The 25,970-nt window shown below is 72.3% G+C and carries 24 protein-coding genes and 1 pseudogene; 10 read left to right on the forward strand and 15 right to left on the reverse strand.

The features are described from left to right. Positions 1 to 45: 45 nt before the first annotated feature. Positions 46 to 4,764 (forward strand): ATP-dependent helicase, encoded by a 4,719-nt coding sequence (locus tag BLT36_RS01575; protein ID WP_092094212.1) that lies wholly within the window; start codon positions 46 to 48, stop codon positions 4,762 to 4,764. Positions 4,765 to 4,814: 50 nt separating this feature from the next. Beyond that, complete coding sequence (locus BLT36_RS01580; protein WP_092091334.1) at positions 4,815 to 5,594, forward strand: Fpg/Nei family DNA glycosylase; 780 nt, start codon at positions 4,815 to 4,817, stop codon at positions 5,592 to 5,594. Positions 5,595 to 5,603: 9 nt separating this feature from the next. Here BLT36_RS01580 and BLT36_RS01585 read toward each other — a convergent pair whose 3' ends face one another. Further along, complete coding sequence (locus BLT36_RS01585) at positions 5,604 to 6,101, reverse strand: hypothetical protein (protein WP_092091336.1); 498 nt, start codon at positions 6,099 to 6,101, stop codon at positions 5,604 to 5,606. A 72-nt stretch (positions 6,102 to 6,173) separates the two neighbouring features. Beyond that, positions 6,174 to 7,208, reverse strand: coding sequence for an aldo/keto reductase (locus BLT36_RS01590; RefSeq protein ID WP_092091338.1), 1,035 nt, complete (start codon positions 7,206 to 7,208; stop codon positions 6,174 to 6,176). Between the two features lie 136 nt (positions 7,209 to 7,344). On the opposite strand from BLT36_RS01590, the gene BLT36_RS01595 reads away from it, so the two are divergent. After that, positions 7,345 to 7,890 carry a TetR/AcrR family transcriptional regulator gene (locus BLT36_RS01595; RefSeq protein ID WP_092091340.1) on the forward strand — a complete coding sequence of 182 codons (546 nt, stop codon included), beginning with the start codon at positions 7,345 to 7,347 and terminating at the stop codon, positions 7,888 to 7,890. On the opposite strand, the gene BLT36_RS01600 is transcribed toward BLT36_RS01595, so the two are convergent. Further along, positions 7,872 to 8,804 (reverse strand): LysR family transcriptional regulator ArgP, encoded by a 933-nt coding sequence (locus tag BLT36_RS01600; protein ID WP_092091342.1) that lies wholly within the window; start codon positions 8,802 to 8,804, stop codon positions 7,872 to 7,874. The two genes, BLT36_RS01595 and BLT36_RS01600, sit on opposite strands and share 19 nt — an antisense overlap. A 69-nt stretch (positions 8,805 to 8,873) precedes the next feature. Between BLT36_RS01600 and BLT36_RS01605 the strand changes: the two genes are divergently transcribed. After that, positions 8,874 to 9,668: a LysE/ArgO family amino acid transporter gene (locus BLT36_RS01605; RefSeq protein WP_254787267.1), complete on the forward strand. Its 795-nt coding sequence runs from the start codon at positions 8,874 to 8,876 to the stop codon at positions 9,666 to 9,668. Between the two features lie 235 nt (positions 9,669 to 9,903). On the opposite strand, the gene BLT36_RS01610 is transcribed toward BLT36_RS01605, so the two are convergent. The 5 genes from BLT36_RS01610 to BLT36_RS01630 all read right to left on the reverse strand — a co-directional run bounded on the left by BLT36_RS01610 (position 9,904) and on the right by BLT36_RS01630 (position 15,546). Next, positions 9,904 to 11,379, reverse strand: coding sequence for an APC family permease (locus BLT36_RS01610; RefSeq protein ID WP_092091346.1), 1,476 nt, complete (start codon positions 11,377 to 11,379; stop codon positions 9,904 to 9,906). Positions 11,380 to 11,512: 133 nt separating this feature from the next. Further along, positions 11,513 to 12,385: a hypothetical protein gene (locus tag BLT36_RS01615; protein ID WP_092094214.1), complete on the reverse strand. Its 873-nt coding sequence runs from the start codon at positions 12,383 to 12,385 to the stop codon at positions 11,513 to 11,515. A gap of 73 nt (positions 12,386 to 12,458) precedes the next feature. Further along, on the reverse strand, positions 12,459 to 13,277 hold the full coding sequence (locus BLT36_RS01620; RefSeq protein ID WP_092091348.1) for an alpha/beta fold hydrolase: 819 nt from the start codon (positions 13,275 to 13,277) through the stop codon (positions 12,459 to 12,461). A gap of 209 nt (positions 13,278 to 13,486) precedes the next feature. Further along, positions 13,487 to 13,999 (reverse strand): methylated-DNA--[protein]-cysteine S-methyltransferase, encoded by a 513-nt coding sequence (locus BLT36_RS01625; protein ID WP_092091350.1) that lies wholly within the window; start codon positions 13,997 to 13,999, stop codon positions 13,487 to 13,489. Next, entirely contained in the window at positions 13,996 to 15,546 is a 1,551-nt protein-coding gene (locus tag BLT36_RS01630; RefSeq protein WP_092091352.1) for a DNA-3-methyladenine glycosylase 2 family protein, read from the reverse strand. Before BLT36_RS01630 ends, BLT36_RS01625 begins: the two co-directional genes overlap by 4 nt. An 89-nt stretch (positions 15,547 to 15,635) precedes the next feature. Here BLT36_RS01630 and BLT36_RS01635 point away from each other — a divergent pair, with 89 nt between their 5' ends. Next, positions 15,636 to 16,223, forward strand: coding sequence for an MOSC domain-containing protein (locus tag BLT36_RS01635; protein ID WP_092091354.1), 588 nt, complete (start codon positions 15,636 to 15,638; stop codon positions 16,221 to 16,223). Between the two features lie 19 nt (positions 16,224 to 16,242). Here the strand turns inward: BLT36_RS01635 and BLT36_RS01640 are convergent, their stop codons facing one another. The 5 genes from BLT36_RS01640 to folE all read right to left on the reverse strand — a co-directional run bounded on the left by BLT36_RS01640 (position 16,243) and on the right by folE (position 19,967). Next, positions 16,243 to 16,785 (reverse strand): type 1 glutamine amidotransferase domain-containing protein, encoded by a 543-nt coding sequence (locus tag BLT36_RS01640; protein ID WP_092091356.1) that lies wholly within the window; start codon positions 16,783 to 16,785, stop codon positions 16,243 to 16,245. A gap of 139 nt (positions 16,786 to 16,924) precedes the next feature. Then, complete coding sequence (locus BLT36_RS01645) at positions 16,925 to 17,578, reverse strand: HAD-IA family hydrolase (RefSeq protein ID WP_092091358.1); 654 nt, start codon at positions 17,576 to 17,578, stop codon at positions 16,925 to 16,927. A gap of 30 nt (positions 17,579 to 17,608) precedes the next feature. Beyond that, positions 17,609 to 18,358, reverse strand: a complete 750-nt coding sequence (locus tag BLT36_RS01650) for a pyrimidine reductase family protein (protein ID WP_254787268.1) — start codon at positions 18,356 to 18,358, stop codon at positions 17,609 to 17,611. Continuing rightward, entirely contained in the window at positions 18,355 to 19,290 is a 936-nt protein-coding gene (folP, locus tag BLT36_RS01655; RefSeq protein ID WP_092091360.1) for a dihydropteroate synthase, read from the reverse strand. Before folP ends, BLT36_RS01650 begins: the two co-directional genes overlap by 4 nt. Continuing rightward, entirely contained in the window at positions 19,287 to 19,967 is a 681-nt protein-coding gene (folE, locus tag BLT36_RS01660; RefSeq protein WP_368086361.1) for a GTP cyclohydrolase I, read from the reverse strand. The genes folP and folE overlap by 4 nt, the downstream gene beginning before the upstream one ends. 142 nt (positions 19,968 to 20,109) lie before the next feature. On the opposite strand from folE, the gene BLT36_RS01665 reads away from it, so the two are divergent. Next, positions 20,110 to 21,582 (forward strand): NCS2 family permease, encoded by a 1,473-nt coding sequence (locus BLT36_RS01665; protein WP_092091362.1) that lies wholly within the window; start codon positions 20,110 to 20,112, stop codon positions 21,580 to 21,582. Positions 21,583 to 21,590: 8 nt separating this feature from the next. Here BLT36_RS01665 and BLT36_RS01670 read toward each other — a convergent pair whose 3' ends face one another. Continuing rightward, entirely contained in the window at positions 21,591 to 22,061 is a 471-nt protein-coding gene (locus BLT36_RS01670; protein ID WP_092091364.1) for a hypothetical protein, read from the reverse strand. A 240-nt stretch (positions 22,062 to 22,301) separates the two neighbouring features. Between BLT36_RS01670 and BLT36_RS18245 the strand changes: the two genes are divergently transcribed. The 4 genes and pseudogenes from BLT36_RS18245 to BLT36_RS01690 all read left to right on the forward strand — a co-directional run. Next, a complete protein-coding gene (locus BLT36_RS18245) occupies positions 22,302 to 22,595 on the forward strand; it encodes a hypothetical protein (protein WP_175529436.1) in 294 nt (97 codons plus the stop codon). A 142-nt stretch (positions 22,596 to 22,737) separates the two neighbouring features. Then, positions 22,738 to 23,910 carry a globin domain-containing protein gene (locus tag BLT36_RS01680; protein ID WP_092091368.1) on the forward strand — a complete coding sequence of 391 codons (1,173 nt, stop codon included), beginning with the start codon at positions 22,738 to 22,740 and terminating at the stop codon, positions 23,908 to 23,910. A gap of 65 nt (positions 23,911 to 23,975) precedes the next feature. Then, positions 23,976 to 24,491: a DUF1697 domain-containing protein gene (locus BLT36_RS01685; RefSeq protein WP_092091370.1), complete on the forward strand. Its 516-nt coding sequence runs from the start codon at positions 23,976 to 23,978 to the stop codon at positions 24,489 to 24,491. Between the two features lie 125 nt (positions 24,492 to 24,616). Further along, positions 24,617 to 24,874 (forward strand): annotated as a pseudogene (locus BLT36_RS01690) (glyoxalase); the annotation flags it as partial. Between the two features lie 33 nt (positions 24,875 to 24,907). Here BLT36_RS01690 and BLT36_RS01695 read toward each other — a convergent pair. After that, the gene (locus tag BLT36_RS01695) at positions 24,908 to 25,675 is read right to left on the reverse strand and encodes a meso-2,3-butanediol dehydrogenase (RefSeq protein ID WP_092091372.1); all 768 of its coding nucleotides are present in this window, start codon (positions 25,673 to 25,675) and stop codon (positions 24,908 to 24,910) included. Positions 25,676 to 25,970 lie beyond the last annotated feature (295 nt).

Consider the following 25,970-nt stretch of genomic DNA (forward strand, 5'->3'; position numbering starts at 1 on the left):
GGACTCGGGCGGCTGTCGGTGGTCGCGGGCAGGATGGGACGGACCATGACGGACGTCTTCGAGCGCTTCTCCCCCGCCACCACCGAGTGGTTCCGTGGCGCGTTCGACTCGCCGACGGCGGCACAGGCAGGTGCGTGGGACGCGATCTCGACCGGGCAGCACGCACTCGTGATCGCCCCGACCGGGTCCGGCAAGACGCTCGCCTCGTTCCTCTGGTCGATCGACCGGCTCATCAGCGCCGGGGATCGTCCGCCCGCCAAGCAGCGCACACGGGTGCTCTACGTCTCGCCGCTCAAGGCGCTCGGCGTGGACGTCGAGCGGAACCTCCGCAGCCCGCTCGTCGGCATCACCCAGACGGCGCGGCGCCTCGGCCTCGAACCGCCCGAGGTCACGGTCGGGGTGCGGAGCGGCGACACTCCGTCGTCCGACCGGCAGCGCCTGCTCCGCCAGCCGCCGGACATCCTCATCACGACGCCCGAGTCGCTCTACCTGATGCTCACGTCGCAGGCCCGCGAAACCCTGGTGAACGTCGACACCGTGATCGTCGACGAGGTGCACGCGGTCGCCTCCACCAAGCGCGGTGCCCACCTCGCCGTGTCGCTCGAACGCCTCGACGACCTGCTCGACGAGCCGGTCCAGCGGATCGGGCTGTCCGCGACGGTGCGACCGGCGGAAGAGGTCGCACGGTTCCTCGGCGGCCGGGCGCCCGTCACCATCATCGCGCCGCCGGCCCAGAAGACCTTCGACCTGCGCGTGGTCGTTCCCGTCGACGACATGGCCGAGCTCGGCGCACCCCCGGTCGGGGCCGACGCGTCCGATGCGCCCTCGAACGGGTCGATCTGGCCGCACGTCGAGGAACGCGTGGTCGACCTCGTCGAGGAACACCGCTCGACCATCGTGTTCGCGAACTCCCGGCGCCTGGCCGAACGGTTGACGGCACGGCTCAACGAGATCCACGAAGAGCGGGTCCTCGCCGCCGCCGGAGACGGCGTGCTCGTGCCCGCCGGCGTCTCCCCGGCTGACGACGGTCTGCCCGCCGCACGGGGGCAGTCCCCGGCGCGGGCCTCGGCACACGCGCCCGTCGCCCAGCCGAATCGCCCTCCGGCCCAGATGATCGGCGGGGCCGGGCAGACGGGCGGTGGCGGTTCCGACGCCGCGGTGCCCGTGCTCGCGCGCGCCCACCACGGCTCGGTGTCGAAGGACCAGCGGGCGATCATCGAGGACGACCTGAAGTCCGGGCGGCTGCGGTGCGTCGTCGCGACGAGCTCGCTCGAACTCGGCATCGACATGGGCGAGGTCGACCTCGTCGTCCAGGTCGAGGCCCCTCCGTCGGTCGCGAGCGGCCTCCAGCGCGTCGGCCGTGCCGGACACCAGGTCGGCGAGATCTCCCGTGGCGTCCTGTTCCCGAAGCACCGGGCCGACCTGGTGAACAGCGCCGTCACGGTCGAGCGGATGGTGTCCGGGCAGATCGAGGCGATCTCGGTCCCCGCCAACCCGCTCGACGTCCTCGCGCAGCACACCGTCGCCGCGGGGGCGATCGACACCGTCGACGTCGAGCACTGGTTCGAGCTCGTCCGGCGCAGCGCCCCGTTCAGCGGCCTGCCCCGATCGGCGTTCGAGGCGACGCTCGACCTCGTCACCGGGCGGTACCCGAGCGACGAGTTCGCCGAGCTCCGGCCGCGCCTGGTCTGGGACCGCGTGCACGGCACCCTCACCGGCCGGCCCGGGGCGCAGCGGCTCGCGGTGACCAGCGGCGGGACCATCCCGGACCGCGGCATGTTCGGCGTGTTCATGGTCGGCGAGAAGGCCTCCCGCGTCGGCGAGCTCGACGAGGAGATGGTCTACGAGTCCCGCGTCGGCGACGTCTTCGCGCTCGGCGCCACGAGCTGGCGGATCGAGGAGATCACGCACGACCGGGTGCTCGTGAGCCCGGCGTTCGGGCAGCCCGGTCGGGTGCCGTTCTGGAAGGGCGACGGCATCGGCCGCCCTGCGGAGCTCGGCCGCGCCACCGGGGCGTTCGTGCGCGAGGTCGAGGGCGCCTCCGACGAGGACGCCCGCGCACGTGTCTCCGCCGGCGGGCTCGACGAGCGTGCGGTGACGAACCTCCTGACCTTCCTCCGCGACCAGCGCGCCGCGACGGGACACGTGCCGAACGACACGACCCTCGTCGTCGAGCGCTTCCGCGACGAACTCGGCGACTGGCGGCTCATCCTGCACTCGCCGTACGGCATGCAGGTGCACGCGCCGTGGGCACTGGCGGTCGCCGCCAGGCTGCGGGAGCGCCACGGGATCGACGGCGACGCCATGGCCGCCGACGACGGCATCGTGGTGCGCATCCCCGAGACCGACGCCGAGCCGCCCGGTGCCGACCTGTTCGTGTTCGAGCGGGACGACCTCGAGGCACTGGTCACCGACGAGGTCGGGGCGTCGGCACTGTTCGCCGCCCGGTTCCGCGAGTGTGCGGCGCGGGCACTCCTGCTGCCCCGGCGGAACCCCGGACAGCGGTCACCGCTCTGGCAGCAGCGGCAGCGTGCGTCGCAGCTGCTCGAGGTCGCGCAGAAGTACCCCTCGTTCCCGATCGTGCTCGAGACCGTCCGCGAAGTGCTGCAGGACGTGTACGACGTGCCGTCCCTGCTCGGCATCGCGGACGACATCGCGGGCCGGCGCATCCGGCTCGTCGAGACAGAGACCGAGCAGCCCTCCCCCTTCGCCAGGTCGCTGCTCTTCGGGTACGTCGCCGCCTTCATGTACGAGGGCGACACCCCGCTCGCCGAACGGCGGGCAGCGGCGCTCTCACTGGACTCGACCCTGCTCGGCGAGCTGCTCGGTCGGGCCGAGCTCCGCGAACTGCTCGACCCCGCGGTCATCGCAGGCGTCGAGCGCGACCTGCAGCGACTGTCGCCCGACCGGCGCGCCCGTGACGCCGAGGGGCTGGTGGACGTCCTCCGCCTCGTCGGTGCCCTCGACCTCGACGAGGCGGTCGATCGCAGTTGGTCGGCCGACACCGACGACCGTGCCGAGGCCCGCGAGACCCTCCAGGGCATCCTCACCACGCTCGAACGCGACCGCCGTGTGCTGTCGTTCTCGCACGCTGGCGCGACCCGGTGGGCCGTGATCGAGGACGCCTCGCGCCTCCGCGATGCCCTCGGGGTCCCACTGCCGATCGGGGTGCCGACCGCGTTCGTCGAGCCCGTCGCCGATCCGCTCGGTGACCTGGTCGGCCGGTACGCCCGGTCGCACGGACCGTTCTCCGCCCAGGACGCCGCCGCACGCCTGGGCCTCGGGATCGCCGTCGTCCAGGACACCCTGCGTCGGCTCGTCGCCGACCGACGCGTGGTGGAGGGCGAGTTCCGGCCCGACCGCCAGGGTGCGGAGTGGTGCGACGCCGAGGTGCTCCGCCGGATCCGGACGAAGTCGCTCGCGGCGCTCCGGCACGAGGTCGAGCCGGTGTCCCCGGACACCCTCGCCCGCTTCCTGCCCGCGTGGCAGCACGTCCACACGACGGGCAGCCGCGGTGGCCTCAGGGGTGTCGACGGCGTGCTGCAGGTCATCGACCAGCTCGCCGGGGTAGCACTGCCCGCCAGCGCGTGGGAGACCCTCGTGCTGCCGGCCCGTGTCACCGACTACGCACCGAGCATGCTCGACGAGCTCACCGCCACCGGCGAGGTCCTCTGGTCCGGCGGCGGGACCCTGCCCGGCAACGACGGATGGGTGCGCCTGCACCTCGCCGACACAGCGGCGACCACGCTCGCCGAGCCCGCGGGCGACGACACGACCGAGCTCCAGCGCGACGTGCTCACCGCCCTGGCCGGTGGCGGCGCGTACTTCTTCCGGCAGCTCGGGCAGGCCGTGGGCAGCACGGACGACCAGGCGCTCACGACGGCGCTGTGGGACCTCGTCTGGGCCGGGCAGATCACCAACGACACCTTCGCGCCGCTCCGGGCGATGCTCGGTGGCAAGGCGAAGAGCACCAGCGCTCCCCGCGCCCGCGCCTACCGGGGCCGACGACGCCCGACCATGCCGACGCAGTCCGGCCCGCCGTCCGTCGGCGGGCGGTGGTCGATCCTGCCCCTCGCCGAGTCCGACGCGACCCTGCGGGCCGCCGCGACCGCCGAGCAGCTGCTCGAGCGGTACGGCGTCGTCACCCGCGGCGCGGTGCAGGTCGAAGGGGTCCGGGGCGGGTTCGCCGGCGTCTACCGCGTGCTCTCCCGCTTCGAGGAGTCCGGGCGTGCACGACGCGGGTACTTCGTCGAGGGGCTCGGCGCCGCGCAGTTCGCCACCGGCCCCACGGTCGACCGACTCCGGACGTACGCGCGTGACCTCGACGAGGACGAGCGCGCGGACCCGGACCGGAAGCGCGAGGCCTTGACGCTCGCAGCGACCGACCCGGCCAACCCGTACGGGGCCTCGTTGCCGTGGCCGACCGGAGACGCCGCCGACGACCCCGAAGCGTCAGAGGAGAGCCCGAAGACCACCGGTCGTGGCCACCGCCCCGGACGGAAGGGCGGTGCCCTGGTGACGACGGTCGACGGCAGGCTCGCGGTGTACGTCGAACGCGGCGGGAAGTCCGTCCTCACCTTCACCGACGACCCGGCCGACCTCGGGGCCGCCGCAGTGTCGATCGCCGCGACCGTCCGGAGCGGCCTCCGCAAGCTGGCCGTCGAGCGGGTGGACGGCGACTTCGTCCTCGAGACGCCGCTCGCGGCGGCGCTGCGTGACGCAGGCTTCACCGCCACCCCGCAGGGACTGCGGTTGCGTGCCTGAGTCGACCCGCGCCTCCAGGCCCGTCCACGACGATGCGCCGGAGGTGACCCGTGCCTGAGGGCGACACCGTCTTCCGGGCTGCACGCCGACTGCACACCGCGCTCGCGGGGAAGGTCCTCACCCGCAGCGACTTCCGGGTACCCGCGTTCGCGACCGTCGACCTCGTCGGCCGCACCGTCGACGAGGTGCTCCCCCGGGGCAAGCACCTACTGCACCGGATCGGCGACGTGACCGTGCACTCCCACCTCAAGATGGAGGGGCGCTGGGACGTCTACGCTCCGGGCGACCGCTGGCGGCGACCCGCGCACCAGGCGCGGGCGATCCTCGACGCCGACGGGGTGTCGACCGTCGGCTTCGCGCTCGGCGTGCTCGAGGTCGTGCCCCGCGACGAGGAGTCCGAGATCGTCGGGTACCTGGGTCCGGACCTGCTCGGACCCGACTGGGACGCCGACCTGGCGCTGGCGAACCTGCTCCGCGATCCCGCTCGGCCGATCGGGCTGGCGCTCCTCGACCAGCGGGTGCTCGCCGGGCTCGGGAACGTCTACCGCAACGAGCTCTGCTTCCTGCGCGGCGTCCTGCCGACGCGGCCGGTCGGCGAGGTGCACGACCCCGCACGGGTGATCGCGCTGGCGAGCCGGCTCGTCCTGGCGAACCGCGACCGGAGCGCCCGGGTGACCACCGGGGTGGACCGGCCGGGGCGCCGCTTCTGGGTCTACGGGCGCGCCGGGAAGCCGTGCCTGCGGTGCGGCACCCCGATCCGGTACGGCGAACTCGGCGAATCGGAACTCACCCTGCGCGACACCTCCTGGTGCCCGCGGTGTCAGACCTGAGGCAGCGCGTCAGCGGTCGGACGCGTCGATGACGCAGCTCTCGACCTGTTCCGCCGCCTTCGATCCCGCGTCGAAGGAGCTCGGCGCTGGCGAGGCCGAGGTGGACTCGTCCGCGATCGAGTCCTTCGCCGGCTGGTTCACGGCGTAGAGGGGGCCGTCGAAGTCGTCCGACTTCGGATCCGCCGTGGTCGCCCAGATCGTCACGTCATCGTCGTTCGGGTCGTTGCTGTCCTCCGGCACGATCGTCGCGCCGAGGTACCAGCCGCCGTCGCCCTTCTGGGTGTTCGCGTACTCCGTCGTGTCGTGACCGCCCACGGCCTTGTCGATCGCGTCGACCACGGCGCTCGAGGCGAGGTCGCACTGTGCGGACTGCGACTTCTCCTCCGAGCCGGGCACCTTGCCGACGGGGTCGATGTTCTGGGCACCGCCCGGGTCGCAGGCGGTGAGCAGCAGGGCGATGGTGGCGGCGCCGAGCAGCGCCGTGGCGGTCTTCGCTCGCGTGGACATGGCCGGGACGGTAGGCGGCGCCCGGTGGACGGCGTCTCAGACGATCCGCGGCGCGCGGGCCCCGCGCCCGCGTCAGCCCGCGGAGCGGGCGGCAACCGGGCGACGGCGGAGCGAGGCGTCGAGCACCGCCGGCGGGTTGTACTGCTGGTCGAGGCGCCCCACGTCCGTGCCGGGCGGGACGATCGCGTCGATGCGGTCGAGCACCTCGTCCGACAGCGCGACGTCGACGCCCTCGAGCAGGTCGTCGAGCTGCTCCATCGAGCGCGGTCCGATGAGGGCACTCGTGACGCCGGGGTGGGCGATCGCGAACGCCATCGCGAGGTGGGTCATCCGGATGCCGGTGTCCTCCGACAGGGCGACGACCTGCTCGACGGCGTCGATCCGGCGCTCGTCCTGGTTGTGCGCGAACATGCCGACGCGGGCGAGGTCGCTGTCCCGGCCCTTCCGGAACCGTCCGGTGAGCATGCCGCCGGCGAGTGGGCTCCACACGAGTGCGCCCATGCCGTAGCGCTGCACGACCGGCAGGACCTCGCGTTCGATGCCGCGGTTGAGGATCGAGTACGTCGGCTGCTCGGAGCGGAAGCGCTCGAGCCCGCGGCGCTCGGACGTCCACTGCGCCTCGACCTGCATCGAGGCCGGGAAGTCCGAGCTCCCGATCGCCCGGACCTTGCCGCTCCGGATCAGGTCGGTCAGGGCGGAGAGCGTCTCCTCGAGGTCGACGCTGTCGTCCGGACGGTGTGCCTGGTACAGGTCGATGTGGTCGGTCTGCAGTCGGCGGAGCGAGTCCTCGACCGCGGTCGTGATCCAGCGGCGGGAGTTGCCGCGGCGGTTCGGGTCGTCACCCATCGGGCCGTTGAACTTCGTCGCGATGACCACGTCGTCACGGCGGCCCTTGAGCGCCTTGCCGACGAGCGACTCCGACCCACCCTGCGAGTAGCGGTCGGCCGTGTCGATGATGTTGATGCCCGCGTCGAGCGCGCGGTGGACGATGCGGATCGAGTCCTGCTCGTCACCGTTGCCGATGCGACCGTCGGTGCCGAGCATCATGGCGCCGAGCGCGAAGGGGCTGACCTGGATGCCGGTCCGGCCGAGGGTGCGGTACTGCATGGCGGTTCCTCCTGTCGATGGCGTCCTCGGCTCCGGTGCCGTATCGTGAACCGAAGCGGAACGCCCTTCCGGAACTATACGGAACAGCTTTCCGTTTCCGCAAGACCGATGTCCCGAACGACCCCAGGAGGAACCCGTGCGCGCCGATGCCCGCCGCAACGCCGACGCCCTGACCGACGCCGCGAAGGCGGTCTTCGCGACGGACGGCGTCGACGTGCCCGCCAAGGTCATCGCGGACCGCGCCGGAGTGGGCGTCGGGACGCTCTACCGACACTTCCCACAGCGCTCGGACCTGGTCGTCGCGGTGTTCCGGAACGCGGTCGACGCCTGCGCTGCCGCCGCCGACGAACTCGTGAGCGCCCACGCTCCGGACGAGGCACTCGCCCGCTGGTTGCAGCGGTTCACCGAGTTCATCGCGACGAAGCGGGGACTCGCGGCAGCACTCCACTCGGGCGACCCCGCGTTCGGAGCACTCCCCGCGTACTTCACCGAGCAACTCGGCGGCGCGCTCGACGGCCTGCTCGACACCGCGGCGGCCGCAGGGACGATCCGGCCCGACGTCGACGCCGAGCAGCTGCTGCTCGCGGTCGCGAACCTCTGCCACGGCGCCCCGACGGCGGAGCAGAGTCAGCTCATGGTCGGGTTGCTCGTGGACGGCCTCCGCTACCGCGCGACGGCCTGACCCGGACGCCCCGCCGGGTGCAGCCGGTCGGCCGCGACGGTGCGGACGGCGTCGGTCACCCGCTCGAGGAGCGGTGACGCCAGGTTCCATCGCTGCCACCACAGGGCGACGTCGGCCCGGCGGCCGGGCGTCAGCTCGACGAGTTCGCCACGGTCGAGGGCATCGAGGCACTGGGCCTCGGGCAGCATCCCCCACCCGAAGCCGAGCGACACCGCCCGCGCGAAGTCCGCCGAGGTGGGGACGAAGTGCCGCGGTCCGGACGGTGCGTGCCCGAGCACCCGACGGAGGTAGCCCTGCTGCAGGTCGTCGGCGCGGTCGTAGTCGACGAGCGCGACCCGGTCGAGTCGGCCGAGCATCCGGCGCTCGGAGTCGATGCCGGCCAGGTACCGCTCGACGAAGGCCGGTGACGCCACCGCCCGGTACCGGTCGATGCCGAGCGGGACCGAGGAGCACCCCTGCACCGGCTCCGACTCAGCCGTGACCGCCGCCATCACCGTGCCGGCGCGGAGGAGCTCGGCCGTGCGGTCCTGGTCCTCGCGGTGCAGGTCGAACACCACCTCGGTGTCCGTGCGGACCAGGGCGAGGGCGTCGAGGAACCAGGTGCCGAGGGAGTCGGCGTTGACCGCGAGCGGGATCGACGGGACGACCGAGTCGCCGCCGCCGAGCGCCCGGGAGGTCTCCTCGTCGAGGAGCTGTGCCTGCCGCGCGTGCCGGAGCACCACCTCGCCGTCGGACGTCGCACGGACCGGCGTCGTCCGTTGGAGCAGCACCCGACCGACCTGCTGCTCCATCGACTTGATCCGTTGGGAGACCGCTGACGGGGTGATCGACAGTGCACGGGCTGCGGCGTCGAGCGTCCCGTGGTCGACCGCCGCGAGCAGGGTCTCGAGGTGTTCGCGCTGGAACCGGGGCATGCAGCTGAGCTTACGCAGCATCAGGAACGTGAGCTGTACTGCATGACCGCGCGGCCCTACGGTCGAACCGTGACCGCACTCCTCCCCCTGCTCTCCGGCCTCGGCACCGGGCTCGCGCTGATCGTCGCGATCGGCGTGCAGAACACGTACCTGCTGCGGCTCGCGGTGAGCGCCCGGCTCCGGGTGGTGACGGTGGCGGTGGTCGTCTGCGCGGTGTCCGACGCCGTGCTCATCCTCGCCGGGGTCCTCGGCGTCGGGGTGGTCGTCGAGCGGTTCCCCGTCGCACTCGTGGTCATCCGGTTCGTGGGGGCCGCGTTCCTGGTGACGTACGGGGTGCTCGCGGCTCGGCGGGCGCTCAGGCCCTCGGGCGACGCCCTGCGCGTCGACGAAGCAGCGATCGACGAAGCAGCGGTCGACGAGGCAGCGGTCGACCGACGAGCCACCCAGGACGGACCGATCGGCGCGCACGAGCCGGGCAGGCCCACGGCCCTGGACGCGACCACCGCACCGTCGCGGGTCGCCGAGCGGACGCGCACCGCGCCTCCAGGCCGTCGCCAGGACGCGCACGACGTGACGATGCGCGTGGCCGTCGTGACCATGCTCGTCTTCACGTGGGCGAACCCGCACGTCTACCTGGACACCCTCGTGTTCCTCGGCTCGGTGGGCAACCAGCAGGGTGTCGACGACCGCTGGTGGTGGACCGCCGGTGCCGTGCTCGCCAGCTGCCTGTGGTTCGGCGCGATCGGGTTCGGCGGGCGGCTGCTCCGGCCGCTGTTCGCGAAGCCGCTGACCTGGCGAGTGTTCGACGGCCTCGTCGCCGTGGTCATGCTCGGGTTCGGCGCGGCCCTGGCCCTCGGCGCGTAGCGGAGCGACCACGGGCCCGGACAGCGGAGCGACCACGGCCCGGACGGCGCAGCGACCACGGCCCGGACGGCGCAGCGACCACGGCCCGGACGGCGCAGCGACCACGGCCCGGACAGCGGAGCGACCACGAGCCCGGACAGCGGGACACCGGTGCCCGTCGGCCGCACCGCGGCATCGCGGGTGCGCGGCAGACGAACACCGGTGTTCCGCAGGGGGTGAACCGGCGGCAGGACCCCTACCGCATCGACTGGCCGACGCGGCTGTTCCGGCGGCTGTACCCGAAGTAGATCGCGAAACCGATCACGAGCCAGATGACGAACCGGAGCCAGGTCTCGACCTCGAGGTTGAGCATCAGCCAGAAGCACAGGACGGCCGACACGATCGGCAGCACCGGCGACCACGGCACCCGGAACGCCCGCGGGGCATCCGGACGCGACTTCCGGAGCACGACGATGCCGATCGACACCAGGACGAACGCGGACAGCGTGCCGATGTTGATCATGCCCTCGAGCTTGTCGACCGCCGTGAACCCGGCGAGGAGCGCGACCACGACACCGGCGACGACCTGCACCCGGACCGGGGTCTGGGTCTTCGGGTTCGTCTGCGAGAACCAGCGGGGCAGGAGCCCGTCGCGGCTCATCGAGAACACGATGCGCGAGAGGCCGAGCAGCAGGACCATGACGACCGTGGTGAGGCCGATCAGCGAGCCGATCGCGATGATCCCGGCGGCCCAGGGCAGCCCGACGATGTCGAACGCCGAGGCGAGCGACGGCGCCTTCTCCTCTGCCAAGCGCTGGTAGGACACCATGCCGGTGATGACGATGCTGACGCCGACGTACAGGAGAGTCACGATGCCGAGGCCGATGAAGATGCCGCGGGGCAGGGTCTTCTGCGGGTTCTCGGTCTCTTCCGCGCTGGTCGCGACGACGTCGAAGCCGATGAAGGCGAAGAACACGAGGGACGCCGCGGCGAGCAGTCCGAACACGCCGTACTGCGCCGGCTCGGACCCGGTGAACCAGGACACGAGCGACTGGGTCCAGACGCTGCCCTCGGCACCCTTGGCGGGCTCGGCCGGCGGGATGAACGGCGTGAAGTTCGCGGCCTTGACGAAGAACGCACCCGCGACGATGACGAAGACGACGATCGCGACCTTGATGATCGTGATGACGGCGGACACCCGGCTCGACAGGCGGGTGCCGAAGGCGAGGAGCACGGTGAAGATGCCGACGATGAGCACCGGGCCCCAGGTGAACCCGATCGGGCCGAGCTGGATCGTGCTCGGCAGGGTCACCCCGAACACGTCGAACGCGGTGCTGAGGTAGATCCCCCAGTACTTCGCGATGACGGCGCTGGCCGTGAGGGTCTCGAGGATGAGGTCCCACCCGACGATCCACGCGAGGAGCTCACCCATCGTGGCGTAGGTGAACGTGTACGCGGAACCGGCGACGGGGATCGTCGACGCGAACTCGGCGTAGCACATGATCGCCAGGCCGCAGGTGACGGCGGCGAGGAGGAACGAGACGATGACGCCCGGTCCGGCGAAGTTCGCGGCGGCGTTCGCGCCGACCGAGAAGATGCCCGCACCGACGGCGACGGCGATGCCCATCGCCGCGATGTCGAAGGTGCGGAGCGAGCGCTTGAGCGACCGCCCCTTCTCCTCGGAGTCGGCCAACGAGGCCTCGATGGACTTGATGCGGAGCTGCGGTGCCATGGGGTGGTTCCCGTCATCGACTGGCGGCGGACCACGCGAGGTTACTGGTGTACCACCCCGCCACGCAAACAGTCGGCATGCACGGCGCGCGGTCGCACGGGTGGTCGTCGCGGGCCTGGAGGCGCGGGTCGGCTCAGGCGGATCGGCGCCAGTCCGCCAGGAACCGTGCGCCGGCCTCGTCGTGGATCACGCCGTCGGGAGCGGTGAGGACCGGGTACGGCGTCGCGGGGACCCCGTCGGCCGGCCGGACGTCGACGTGTGCGACGTCGTGGCCGTGCGCGTGCAGCCAGTCCGCCATCGCGTAGTCGCTGCGGGAGTCGCCCATCGTCCGCCACGCCAGCGGCAGCTCGCCGTCGAGTGCGAGGAGTTCGAGGGAGCGCTCCGCCCCCATGTCCTTGCCGCTCCGGTCCGACTCCACGTCGGTCGAGATGATCGTCGGGTCGATGCGCCACGCGACCGCACCGTCCGCGTCGGGCCGGACGTCGTCGAGCCGGCGGACGCCGAGTCCTCGGCGCTCGAGCGCGGCCATCGCCCGCTCGTCGAACTCGGGTTGCCGAGCGAGGTACGTCGCGTTCGGCACCTCGACCCGCTGCTCGATCGAGACCATCGCGCGCTTCGTCTCGTCGAAGAAGACCAGGTCGGCGTACTCCGCACGGACGAGTTCACGCATCTCGTCGGCGTAGTCACGGGGCAGCGCGAGGTCCTCCGCGACGGTGAGCTCACCCATGCCGCCCTCGTACTGCGGGCCGATCGAGCACCACACGGCACCCTTCTCGCAGACGGCGTGCACACGGCCGCCGGCGGCGAGGCCCCCGGCGAGCAGCGGTCCCACGACCTCTTGCCGGATGAAGGCGTCACTCCGGCCGGTGTTGAAGACGACGGGGATGCCCTCGGCGGCGAGGGCGACGAGGTCCTCGATGATGCTCGGGATGGCGATGGTGCGCGAGACCGGGCTCGCGATGGGGCCGTCGACGTCGAGCAGGAGACCGAGGCGGGGTGCGTTCACGCGACCATCCTCTCGCAGTCGGCGGGGTTCGCCGCCGCCGACCGGCACCGACACGCGGCAGCGCTCGGGTCGTTCAGCCCTGCGTCGTCGTGCGGGCCGTGAACCGGTCGAGCACCTGGCCGATCGCCTCGGGGTCGGGGACGTGCCCCTGCCCGCGCAGCTCGGTGTACTCCGACCCGGGGACGGCTTCGACGACCGCACGGGCCGCCTGCCGCATCCACTCGACCCCGTTGCCACCGGCGGCCACGAGCAGCGGGACGCCCACGGCAGCGGCGACCCGCTCGGGGATCGCCAGCCCGTTGAGCACGCGGACGTCACGGCTCAGCACGTCGGCGTCGGTGACGAGCGACCGCCACAGCGCGCCCTTGAGCCGGAGCGCCGTGATCTGGCCCATGGGGACCCCGAGGACGTGGGCGAGGTACGCGCGGACCGCCTGGGCCCGGCGGCCCGCACCGACGTACTCATCGAGGACGTCGGCGAACACCACGTCGTCGGCGTGCGGGTCGACGGTCGCCCGGTACGGCGGTTCGTACAGGACGGCGGCGTCGAGGGGGACGCCTCCGGCGAGGCCGTGCAGCACGACCCCCGCGCCGACGCACATGCCGAGTCCGGTGACCGGGCCGTCGACGGTGGCGACGACGGCCGCGAGGTCCTCGACCTCGCGCTCGATCGCCCACGGGTCGGTGTCGCTGCTCGCGCCGCGGCCGCGTCGGTCGTAGGTGACGACGCGGTACCGGTCGCGCAGGGTCGAGGTGAGCCGTTCGACCGTCGGACTGCCGTGGTGGTCGAACGCTCCGCCCACGACGACGAGGGCCGGTCCGGTGCCTCCGTCGGACACGGCGAGCACCGTGCCGTCCGCGGAGACGACCGTGCGGTCGACGTGCTGGTCCATGGGTTCCTCGGTGTGGTGGAGCGACCGCGCTGCTTCGGGGCTGCGTCGGGTCCTTCGGGAACGGTCCTGGCGGGTCGGTTGTGTCGAGCATGACAGCACGCAGCGCTGCCGTCGACACCCGCAACCAGGGGGAGAACGCCGGTCCGTGTGGGTCAGGGATCCCGGTACACCTCGCGCCGCGTCCACCACGGCTGCGACCCGTTTGTTCGTCAGACGAGTGCCGTCCGGCCCACCGATTCCCGTTCGAGGAGCGCCCGCTTGACGTCGAGCCCCCACGCGAAGCCGCCGAGGGTGCCGTCCGTGCGGAGCACTCGGTGGCACGGGACGAACAGCGCCGGGGCGTTCCGGGCGCAGACGCTCGCCGCCGCCCGCACCGCATCGGGCCGTCCCATCGCCGCCGCGAACTCGGTGTAGGTGCGCACGACCCCCGCCGGGATCAACCGGAGCTGTCGCCACCCCTCGGCGAAGAGTTCAGTGCCGAACTGGTGCACGGGCACCTGCATCGCGTGCTCGACCTCGCCCGCGTAGAACGCGTCGACGGCCGCCGCCGAGGCGACCCTGCCGTCCGTGATGCGGTCCGGCCGGTGCCGGTCGGCGATGCGGCCGAGGATGCGGTCCACCTCGTCCGTCCACCCCGAGGCGAGGACGCGGTGTTCGGCGTCCTCGAGCACGGTGAAGGGGCCGTCCGGGGTGTCGAGGGTCTGGATCGTTGCGTCGGTCATCGTTCGTCCTTTCGAGGGTCCATGTGCGACACACCGGCGGTCGCGAGCGCGCGGTCGATCACCGGTCGCCAGCAGTGCATCGTCAGGTAGCTCCGCCAGGGGGCCACCTGCTCCGACCATAGGGAGAGCTCTCGCGCCGCGCCGGGCAGTCCGAGTTCCTGTGCACCGTTCCGCACGGCGAGGTCGCTGTGGAGGAAGACGTCCGGGTGGTGGCGGACCCGGAGCGCGACGTAGTCGGCGGTCCACGGCCCGATGCCCTTCACCGCGAGGAGTCCCGCGCGCAGGTCGTCGAGGGACTGTGCGCCGTCGACCACGAGTGACCCGTCGGCGAGCGCCTCGGCGACCCGGATGATCGTGTCGACGCGGGCAGCGGGGCCGCGGAGGACCTCGCGGCCGCGGGCGGCGATCACCGCCGCGGTCGGGAACAGCCGCCCGCCGGGGAGGACGGCGTCGGGCACGGGCGCACCGAGCGCGGCGACGAGTCGGGTCTGCGCGGTCCGGGCCGCCGCGACGGAGACCTGCTGCCCGATGAGGGTGCGGAACACGATCTCGTGCGGGTCCACCGCCCCGGGCAGCCGGATGCCGGGCACCCGTGCGACGGCCTCGGACAACGCGGGCACCGCTCCGAGGACGGCGTCGACGGCGACCGGGTCGGCGTCGAGGTCGAAGAGCGACCGGACCCGCGCCACCAGGGTCGGCAGGTCGGAGAGGTCGGTGACGTGCACCCGCAGGTCGATGCCGGTGCCCCGCCCGGCCGCGTCCGGGACGCCGGCCGACGCGGTGAAGCGAGCCGCGCCTCCAGGCAGGGCGAGCACCCGTCCGTAGGACGTGACCCGACCCGCGTCGTCGACGTCCACCTGCTCCGCGCCCGGCAGGGCGTGCAACGCGTGCCAGTCGAGCAGTCCCTGCGCGTCGAACGGTGCGCGCGCCGGCAGGTGCACGTGCAGCGCGCCGTCCGCGACGGGCCGGAGCACGCGACGGGCGCGGAGCTCCGTCGGGGTGACGGCGAAGACCTCGCGCACGGTGTCGTTGAACTGGCGGACGCTCGCGAACCCCGCTGCGAACGCGACGTCCGCGACGGGCAGGTCCGACGAGGTCAGCAGCGTCCGCGCGGTCTGCGCACGGTGCGCACGACTGAGGGCCTTCGGACCGGCCCCCAGCTCGGCCGTCATGATCCGGTTGAGCTGTCGTTCGGAGTAGCCGACGCGTGCCGCGAGGCCGGGGACACCGTCCCGTTCGACGACGCCGTCGAGGACGAGGCGCATCGCGCGGCCTGCGACGTCCTCGCGGAGATCCCACTCCGGGCTGCCGGGCGTCGCCTCGGGCAGGCAGCGCTTGCAGGCGCGGAAGCCGGCGAGGTGCGCCGCCGCGCTCGTCCGGTAGAAGGTGACGCCGGTCACCTTCGGGGTGCGCGCCGGGCACGACGGGCGGCAGTAGATCCCGGTGGAGTGCACGGCCGTGACGAACTGGCCGTCGAACCGGGCGTCGCGGGAGGCGACCGCGCGGTGCCGTTCGGCGTGCAGCGGGTCGGTTCCGGGAGTGGACACGGGTCCAGCCTGACACGGGTCCCCGACATCGACTGGCGGGAATCAGACAGGGCAGCACCGGGCCTGGAGGCACGGCTAGCGTGGTGCGCATGGCATCCGTGGACGACGTGGCCGGTCCCGGCGACCTCCCCTTCCGGACGGACGTCGAGATCGCGCTGCTGCTGGCGTCGCGTCGGCACCGGTACGAGGGGCGACCGGCGGACGGTGCGCTGCCCGCACTGCCGGACGAGCCGGACGACCTGCGGGACCGCATCGAGCTGCGCGCGGGGCTCGGCATCGTCGGTGACCGGTACTTCGCCGCCCGGGCGCACGTGCACGCCTCGGTGACGGTGATCGGGCTCGAGGGACTCGAGGCGGTGGGAGCCGAGCTCGGCGTCGACGTCGACCCCGCGGCGACCCGGCGGAACGTGTTCCTCCGCGGCGTCGACGTCGAGGCCCTCCGAGGCGAGCCGTTCTCGCTGCAGAGCGGCGGCAACGCCCCCGTCCTGCTCCGCGGCCACCGTCCGGCGAACCCGTGCGCCTGGATGGACCACGAGGTCGCTCCCGGCGCGTTCCGGGCGATGCGCGGGCGAGGCGGGGTGCGGTGCGACCCGGAGTCCGACGGGGTGCTCACCCTCGGACCCGCGGTGCTCCGCACGGCCCGCCCCGTGCCCGTTGCGCTCGGCGGTGCGGGGTAGGGCGCGCTCGCGGCGCTGGTCAGGCGGTCAGCGCGTGCTCGATCGCGTCGACGAAGGCCGGCAGGTCGCCCGGGTTCCGCGAGGTGATGACACCGCCGTCGACCTGGACCTCCTGGTCGACCCACTCGGCGCCGGCGTTCCGGATGTCGGTCTGCAGCGACGGGTACGACGTGATCGTCTTCCCCGAGAGCACGCCGGCTTCGACGAGGGTCCACGGGCCGTGGCAGATCGCCGCGACGGGCTTGCCGTCGGCGACGAACGCGCTGACGATCTCCACCGCCCGCTTGTCGGTGCGGAGGGTGTCGGCGTTGATCGTGCCGCCGGGGACCACCAGTGCGTCGAAGTCACCGGCCGAGACGGTCGCCAGCGTGGTGTCGGGGTCCACGGTCTTGCCCGGGTCCTTGTCGCCGACGAGGGTCTGGATCGCGTCGGACTGCTGGGCAGCCACGGTCACCGCGGCTCCGCGCTGGCGCAGCTGCTCGATCGGGACGACGATCTCGTCCTGCTCCACGCCGTAGTTCGTCGAGATGACGAGGACGTTCTTGCCGTCGAGGGTTGCCATGATCGCTCCTTCCGCTGCCCGGTGGTTCCGGGTCGCAGCGACCAGGGTCGTCGGGGCGGGCTGGGTGCGGGGTCAGGGCGTGACGGCGCAGCCGCCGGGCGCAGCCGCCGGGCTCAGCCGCCGGGCTCAGCCGCCGGGCTCAGCCGCGGATGCGGAAGGCGGTTCCCTCGGGCTCCACGGTGATGCCGTCGTACCCGTCGATCCGGAAGAGCCCGGCGGTGACGTCGTCCTCGAGCCCACCGACCACGACCGTGGTCGCTCCGGAGGCGATGGCGGACGCGAGCCCGGCCGGGGCGTCCTCGAACGCGACGCAGTGCGACGGCTCGACGCCGAGCAGGGCGGCGGCGCGGAGGTACCCGTCCGGGTGGGGCTTGCCGTGCTCGACGTCCTCGGAGGGCAGGAACACCGCCGGCATGCGCAGCCCGGCCGCAGCCATCCGACCCGAGGCGAGGTCGCGCGGCGCACTCGTCACGAGGGCCACCGGCACCTCGACGTCGACCAGGCGCTCGACGAACGCTGCCGCCCCGGGGATCTCGAAGATGCCCTCGGTGCTGGCGCTCTCCTCGGCGACGAGTGCCGCGGCGATCCGCAGCTGTTCGTCGTGGGGCAGGTCGGGCAGGAAACGCTGCACGGTGTCGATCGCCTGGCGGCCGTGCGAGAACGCGAGGATCTCGTCCGGGTCGATGCCGTGCGTCACCCCGAAGCGCGTCCACGTCGCCTCGACCACCGCGGTCGAGTCGACGAGCGTGCCGTCCATGTCGAAGAGGACCCCGGACGCCACGATGTCGATCACGCTGGCGACCCTAGCCCACGAGCCCGACCGTCAGCGTGCGCGCACGTACCGGGTGAGCAGCACGTCGCCGTCGCCGCGCAGCACGTGCACCGGGCGCATCCGACGGAGCTCCGGCGAGGACCCGCGGGCGATGCGCGGTCCGGCGCCGCCCTCGAGGGACGGATCGATCGTCAGGGTCAGTTCGTCGACGACGTCCGCCGCCACCAGGGCGCCGAGGAAGGTCGGGCCACCCTCGCAGTGGATCGTGCCGTAGCCGCGGGAGACCAGGGCCTCCCGGACGAGCGCGACGTCGACGGAGTCCTCGTCACCGTCCGCACTGCACGCCACGACCTCGGCGACGTCCCGCAGCGCAGCCGCGGTGGGCGACGACGCCGCAGAGGTCGACGTCAGCACGATCGGCCGGACCGGTGCCTCGGTGAACACCCGCGAGGCCGGGTCGAGGGAGAGCGACCCCGTCACGATCGCGAACACCGGGTGGTCGGGCATCCCCCGCGACCGGCGCCAGGCCACGTCGACGTCGTGCAGGACCATCGGCCCGTAGCCCTCGTCACGGACCGTGCCCGCGGCGACCAGGACGACGTCGGCCACCCGCCGGAGCAGGTCGAACACCCGCAGGTCGTCCGGTCCGCCGAGCGACCCGGACACCCCGGCCGCGGACGCGGAGCCGTCGAGCGTCGCCACGAAGTTCACCCGCAGCCACGGGGCCCCGGTGCCCGCGGTGTACAGCTCGAGCAGGTCCTCGTCGGACAGGTCCGCGACCGAGGGCGGCAGGACGTTCACGTGTTGTGCCGCGATTCGACCGGGGTGCGCCAGCCGAGGGTGGCCTCGACCATGCGCATGGCGTCGACGCTCTCGGCGACGTCGTGCATCCGGACGATCCGGGCGCCGAGCATCGCGCTCACGGTGGCGACGGCGAGCGACCCGGACAGCCGTTCGCCACGGGGGCGACCGAGGGACTCCCCCACGAAGTCCTTGTTCGACACCGCCGTGAGGACCGGGTAGCCGAGCGCGACGACCTCGGGCAGCCGTCGGGTCAACTCGAGGGTGTGCACGGTGTTCTTGTTGAGGTCGTGCCCCGGGTCGACGATGATCCGCGCGTCCGGGATACCTGCGGCGAGCGCCCGGTCCACCCGTTCCCGCAGGAAGTCGACGACCTCGGTGCCGATGTCGGCGTACTGCGGCGGAGCGGCCAGCGGTCTGCGGGGCTCGGCGAGGGAGTGCGTGATGACGATGGTCGCGTCGGAGTCCGCCACGACGGCCGCCATCCGCGGGTCCGACAGACCGGTGGTGTCGTTGACGACGCTGGCGCCCGCCTCGATCGCCGCTGCGGCGACCTCGGGTCGGAACGTGTCCACGCTGATCGTGACGTCGGACTCCTGGGCGAGCTGCCGGACGACCGGGACGACGCGGTCGATCTCGTCGGCCGCCGGCAGCTCCGGTCCGGGCGCGAACTTCACACCGCCGATGTCCACCCAGTCGGCGCCGAGGTCGGCGGCACGGACCGCGGCCTCGACGGCGCGGTCGAGTGCGAAGGTGGCGCCCTTGTCGTGGAACGAGTCCGGTGTGCGGTTCACGATCGCCATCACGGCGATGCGGTGGTCGAAGTCGAAGGTGCGGCGACCGATGGTGCGCACCGGGTCGCGCAGGTCGGGGACGACCCAGCCGGGTCCGGTGGCGGCCTGGAGGCCCGGCGTGCGTCCGTCGGTCGTCATGCGTCCGCTCCGTGGCCGGCTTCGGTGTCCACGTCGCCCACGTCCTCGTCCGTCACGTCCCTGTCGGCCACGTCGTCCACGTCGTCGATCAGCAGACCGACGCCGGCGCCGATGAGGGCGATCGCCTCGGCGCGACCGGCGGCCTCCGCCAGCGTGCCCGTCGCCGCCACCGTCACGGTCGTCGACCCCGACTGGCGCTCGCCCCGGGTCGTCACGCACTGGTGCTGCGCGTCGAGGACCACCAGGACCCCCGCCGCGCCGAGCCCCTCGGCGATCGTCGCCGCGACCTGTTCCCCCAACCGCTCCTGCAGCTGCGGACGGGACGCCACCGCGTCGAGCACCCGGGACAGCGTGCCCAGGCCGATGAGGCGGTCACCCGGCGCGTACGCGAGGTGTGCGACCCCGGTGAACGGCAGCAGGTGGTGCTCGCACATCGAACGGAACCGGACGTCCCGCACGATGACGAGCTGCCCGCGCTCGCCGTCCTCCGCGTGCACCGTGCCGTCGCGGGCGATCCGCACCGCATCGGTGCCGATCCCGGCGAAGAACTCGGAGTACGAGTCGGCGACCCGGGAGGGGGTGCGAACGAGCTCCGGGCGGTCGGGGTCCTCACCGATGGCCAGCAGGAGCTCGCGCACAGCGGCCTCGACGCGGGCACGGTCCATGCGTGACGTCACCCGACCATCCAACACCAGCCCCTGGGCGTGAACGCGAGCGCGCACTCGGCGTGACGTACCCCGACGGGGCGGGCTGTGCGGGTGCCTCGCCTGTGGACGACCTGTGACACGCCCGAAACCCAGCGTCCTTTAAACTTCCTCGGTGAGCGCCACGCAGACCGACACCCCACCCCGGAACCGCTTCGCGACCGGCCTCGACCGCTTCTTCTCGATCACGCACCGCGGGTCAACCATCCCCCGCGAGATCCGCGGCGGACTCGTCTCCTTCGTGACGATGGCCTACATCGTCATCCTCAACCCGCTCATCCTCGGCGGGTTCAGCAAGGACCAGGCACCGCAGGACGTCCTGCACGGCTGGCTCGAGAACGCCCAGGTCGCCGCCGCCACCGGCCTCGTCGCCGGTGTCATGACGATCGCGATGGGTCTCATCGCGAACCTGCCGTTCGGCATCGCCGCGGGGCTCGGGATCAACTCGTTCCTCGCCGTCAGCGTCGTGCACCAGGTCACCTGGGCCGAGGCGATGGGCCTCGTCGTCATCAACGGCGTCGTGATCGTCATCCTGGCGTTGACCGGCATCCGGACGATGATCTTCACCGCGGTGCCGGCGCAGCTCAAGGCCGCGATCACCGTCGGCATCGGTCTCTTCATCGCGTTCATCGGTCTCGTCGACTCCGGCTTCGTGCGCACCACCAAGAACGCCTCGCCGCCGCTGCAGCTCGGCGAGGACGGCTCCGTCGCCGCGCTGCCGACCATCGTGTTCCTCATCGGACTGGTGATCATCGGCACGCTCATGGCCCGCAAGGTCAAGGGCGCCCTGCTCATCGGCATCGTCGCGACCACCGTCATCGCGATCATCCTGCAGGCGATCTTCAAGGTGCCGACCTCGGTCGACTCCCCCACCGGCTGGAACCTCAACGCCCCCGGACTGCCGAGCGCGCTCTTCGCCGTCCCCGACCTGTCGCTCGTCGGGCACGCGGACGTCTTCGGCGCGTTCACCCGGATCGGCCCGATCGCCGCGTCGATGCTCGTCTTCACGCTCGTCTTCACGAACTTCTTCGACGCCATGGGCACGATGACCGGGCTCGCCAAGGCCGCCGGGGTCGCGAACCCCGACGGCACCTTCCCCCGCCTGAAGTCCGCGCTCGTCGTCGAGGGTGCCGGCGCGATCGCCGGTGGCGGCGCGTCGGTCTCGTCGAACACGGTGTTCATCGACTCCGCCGCGGGCATCGGCGAGGGTGCCCGCACCGGCATGGCGTCCGTCGTCACCGGCGTGCTGTTCCTGGCGTCGATGTTCCTCACGCCGCTGACCCAGGTCGTCCCGCTCGAGGTCGCCGCCGCCGGACTCGTCGTCGTCGGTGCGCTCATGGTCGCGCAGGTGAAGGACATCGACTGGACCGACTTCGGCGCAGCGCTCCCCGCGTTCCTGACGATCGTGATCATGCCGCTGACCTACTCGATCGCGAACGGCATCGGCGCGGGCTTCATCAGCTGGGTGCTCATCAAGCTGCTGTCCGGCCGCGGGCGCCAGGTGTCGTGGCTGCTCTACGTCGTCGCCGCGGGCTTCCTGCTGTACTTCGCTCGCGGACCCTTGGAGGCCGTGCTCGGCGTCGGCTGAGCCGCGGGTCAGCTCGGGAGGTCCGCGGGCGTCGCCTCGTGGTGCCGCTCGCCTGCGGTCCGCCGGTCTTCCTTCATCCCCGCCTCGAACAGGTGCCGGCGCCCCTGCACGAGTTCGTCGCGGGCGGTCCGCTCCAGCTCCTTCGCCAGCGCGTAGTAGCCGTCGTCGTAGTCCTCGACGATCTGGAAGGTCCAGCGGCCGGCGATGACGTTCCGCCCCACCAGCTCGGTGTCGATCCGGTCGGCGAGCTCGGTGTGGCCCGCCTTCCGCAGCTGCTCGACCGCTTCGCCGAGGTTGAGGTCAGCCGTCCCGGTGAGGCGGTGGAAACCGTAGAGCAGGCCGCGCGCGTGCTCGATGACCTCGACCGCGGCGGACAGCGTGCCGAGGGCTTCGACCGTCGCCTCGGACACCCCCTCGGGTACCTGGTGCTGGTCGTCGGGTCCCTGGGAGTCGGAGCGCTGCGCGTCGTCGTTCGTCATTGAACCCGTCTACCGTGCCGTCTCTGGCTCCGTCACCAGGAACACCCGGCACGTCCCCCGGGGCTCGTGCGGCTCCAACACCACTCGGACAGGAGGTCCGTCAACCTGCGTTGCGACCTGTTCGAGGACCCGTGCATGGGCCGCGCACAGGCGCTCCCCGAGCTCAGGCCATGCATCGGTCAACGGGCACTCGACGACCAGTTCACCCGGCGCGGACGATCGCTCCGCGGGATCGAACCCGTGACCCTCCAGGTGTTCGAAGACCGCCGAACGTCGTGCGAGGGCGATCTGCTCGTCCTGCCGGAATCCGACGTGCAGCGCCCGCCCGACCGCGACGGCAGACGCCAACCGGTGCGCATCGAGCACGTTCGGAGCCGCACCGTCGCAGAGTGCGTAGACGACGGCGGAGCGACCGGGTCGTCCCGTGCGCTGCGGGCTCGCGGTCACGAACCGTTCCGCGAGCAAGCGATCGAGGTGCTCCCGGATGGTGTTCACGTGGATTCCGAGTCGACCCGCAATCTCCGGACCGGTTGACGGGCCGGACACCAGGAGGTCGATGAGCAGAGCTGCTCGGCGGACGGTAAAGACGCCGATGCGACGCTCACCGGGTCCGTGCATCGAGTTTTCACGGGACACCTCGAAAGTATATTGCATTTTTGTAGCCTATCCTGAGGCCATGCATCCCTCGATCGCCCCGTCGCCTCCCCTCCTGACCCCCGCCGCTAGGTCGGTCGTTGCAGCGACCGCGCCCGTCATCGCCGCACGACTACCGGAGATCACCCCCGACTTCTACCGACGACTCTTCGCCGCGCACCCCGAGCTGCTCGACGGCGTGTTCAGTCGCTCGAACCAGCTCACCGGCCGCCAGTCGTCCGCGCTGGCCGGCAGCGTGGTTGCCTTCGCGCTCGCGATCCTCGACGGCGAGCATCCTCTCGACCTCGTCGAGCGGATCGCGTCCCGTCACGCTGCGCTCGGTGTCACCGAGGAGCTGTACGCCGTCGTACACGAGCACCTCTTCGCGGCGATCGCAGGCGACCTCGGCGCCGCGGCCAGCGACGACGTCGTCGCCGCGTGGAGCGAGGTGTACTGGCTGTTCGCGGGCCTCCTCATCGCCAGGGAACGAGCGCTCACCGGCGCGCAAGCGAACTCCGTGCACTGGGCCGATTGGCGACTCATCGCGACCACCCCCCGGTCGGCGTCCGTGCGGGAGCTCGAGTTCAAGCCGGCGGACGACACGGCGGTGTCGAGTGCAGCGCCCGGCCAGTACGTGAGCCTCCGCGTGCGCATGCCCGACGGAGTGCGACAGGCTCGGCAGTACTCGTTGCTCGAACCCGGATGCGTCCGTCGGGTCGGTGTGAAGCGCGACGATCTGGGGGAGGTGTCCCCCGTCGTCCTCGGCTTGACACCGGGCGCCGTCGTCGAGCTGTCGAACCCCTACGGCGTGCTGACGCTCGACGACCGAACGAATCCGCTCGTCCTGGCGACGGCCGGCATCGGGTGCACCCCGGCGATCGGTTTCCTGGAAGGGCTCGCCCAGACGTCGAGCACACGCCGGGTGATGGTACTGCACGCTGATCGATCGCGGGGCGACTGGGCGTTCGCGGACGCCGTCACAACGCTCGTCGACAAGTTGCCGGGGGCGTCGCTGCACACCTGGTTCGAAGACGACCCGACGCGCCCCCGGATGGACCTGTCCGAAGTGCCGCCGCCGGCCGACGCGACGGTCGTGCTGTGCGGTCCGCTCGGATTCATGCAGGCGGTCCGCCGCCAAGCGCTCGGCGCGGGAGTGCCCGACACGCGGATCCGCTACGAGGTGTTCGGTCCGGACTCGTGGTTGAAGGCCGCCTGACGGCTGCGTCGCGAGGGCGCTTCGGAGGTGCACCGCAATAGGCGTCAGCGCGGTACGGTTCCGGCATGGCCAGGTGGGTCGCGCTGCTGCGCGGGGTGAACGTCAACGGGATCACGATCAGGAGCGCGGACCTCGCGGGGGTGTTCCGGGACCTCGGGTACGACGACGTGCGGACGGTGCTCGCGTCCGGCAACGTGGTGTTCTCCGCCGAGGGGCCGCTTCCCGCTCTGCAGTCGACGATCGAGCAGGCGCTGCGGGACCGCTTCGGGTACGACGCCTGGATCGTGCTCGTCCCGCACGACGCCCTCGCCGCGATCCTCGACGGCTTCCCGTTCGACTCCGCCGAGGACCGGCACGACTACGTCCTGTTCGGCTCCGACCAGGACGCGCTCGACGACCTGCTCGCGGACCTCCCGCTGGACGACACCGTCGAACAGGTCGCCCCGGGTACCGGTGTCGTCTACTGGTCCTGCCCGAAGGGGTCGAGCACGGACACGGCCTTCGCGAAGCGCGCCGGTGCCGCGCGGTTCAAGCGCACGACGACGACGCGCAACGCGAACACCCTCCGGAAGCTCCTGTGACCCGCGGCGGGCTGCACCACGTCGAGCTGCGAACGTCCGACCTCGAGTCCGCAGCCGCGGCGTGGGGCTGACTCCTCGGCGAGCTCGGTTACGAACCGTTCCAGCACTGGGACGACGGCCGGAGTTGGCGACTCGGTGACGTGTACGTCGTCCTCGAAGTGGCGCGACTCGACGGCGCCAACGACCGCCGCCGCCCGGGGTTGAGCCACCTCGCGTTCCACGCGGGGGACCGCGCGGAGGTCGCCGCACTCTGGGCAGCCGCGACGGAGCACGGGTGGCGGCGCCTCTACGAGGACCGCCACCCGAACGCCGGCGGGCCGGACCACCACGCCGCGTTCCTCGAGGACGCGGAGCGGTTCAAGGTCGAACTGGTCGCGGACTGACCGGCGGTCGGCTCACGGCGTGACAGCAGCCCGTCAGGACTGCGCGGGCTGCCCGTTGCTCGCGGTCGTCCCACCGTCGACGGGCAGGATCGCCCCCGTGATGAACGACGCCGCATCGCTCGCCAGGAAGAGCACCGCCGCGGCGACCTCCTCGGACCGGCCACCCCGGCCGAGCGCGACCCGCTCGGCGAACTTCGCCTGCAGCTCCTCGTCCTCCGCCTGCTCCTGCGTCAGGTCGGTCCAGATCAACCCCGGAGCCACGGCGTTCACCCGGACGCCGAACTGCCCGTTGTCGAGCGCCGCGGCCTTCGTGAAGTTCGTCACGCCGCCCTTCGCCGCGTTGTACGGGCTCATCCGCCAGTCCGCGTCCTCACCCGAGACGGAGGACGTGTTCACGATCGACCCCTTCGTCTCGCGGAGGAAGGGCAGCGCCGCCCGGGTGCCGTAGAACACCCCGGACAGGTCGGTCTCGATGACGCGGCGCCACTCGCCCGTGCTGATGTCGGTGATGTCCCCCGAGCTGAACGTGCCCGCGTTGTTCACGAGGACGTCGACCCGGTCGAACCGGTCCACCGCGGCGTCGACGACCGTCTGCCAGTCCTCGGGGCTCGCGACGTCGGCCCGCAGTACGACGGTGCGGTCGGTCGGCAGCGAGTCCCCCACCGCCCGGACCTTCTCGTCGACGCTGTCGGTCAGCACGACGGACGCCCCCTCGTCGATGAATGCTCGCGCGGTCGCCTCGCCGATGCCGGAACCCGCTCCCGTGACGATCGCCACCTTGCCCTCGAACCGGTTGCCCATGATGTCTCCTCTCGTCGCACGGTCCGTGCCCGCGGGAGACGCCATCGGCCCGAGGGACACGGCCCGCCACGATGCCCGGGCCCGGCTGAGTACGGACGGAGGCGGAGCCGGACGTGTTGCCGGAGGCGGTGCCGCGTGACACCGCACGGTGATGGGTCACGAGTCCATGGGCGTGCTTGCAAGTCCGCACGGTGCGAGGTTCGCCACGCGTGCAGCCGCGGCTCAGCGCGCACGGTGCGAGGTTCGCCACGCGTGCAGCCGCGGCTCAGCGCGCACGGTGCGAGGTTCGCCACGG

The sequence above is a fragment of the Curtobacterium sp. UNCCL20 genome (genome assembly GCF_900101675.1).
Taxonomy (GTDB): domain Bacteria; phylum Actinomycetota; class Actinomycetes; order Actinomycetales; family Microbacteriaceae; genus Curtobacterium.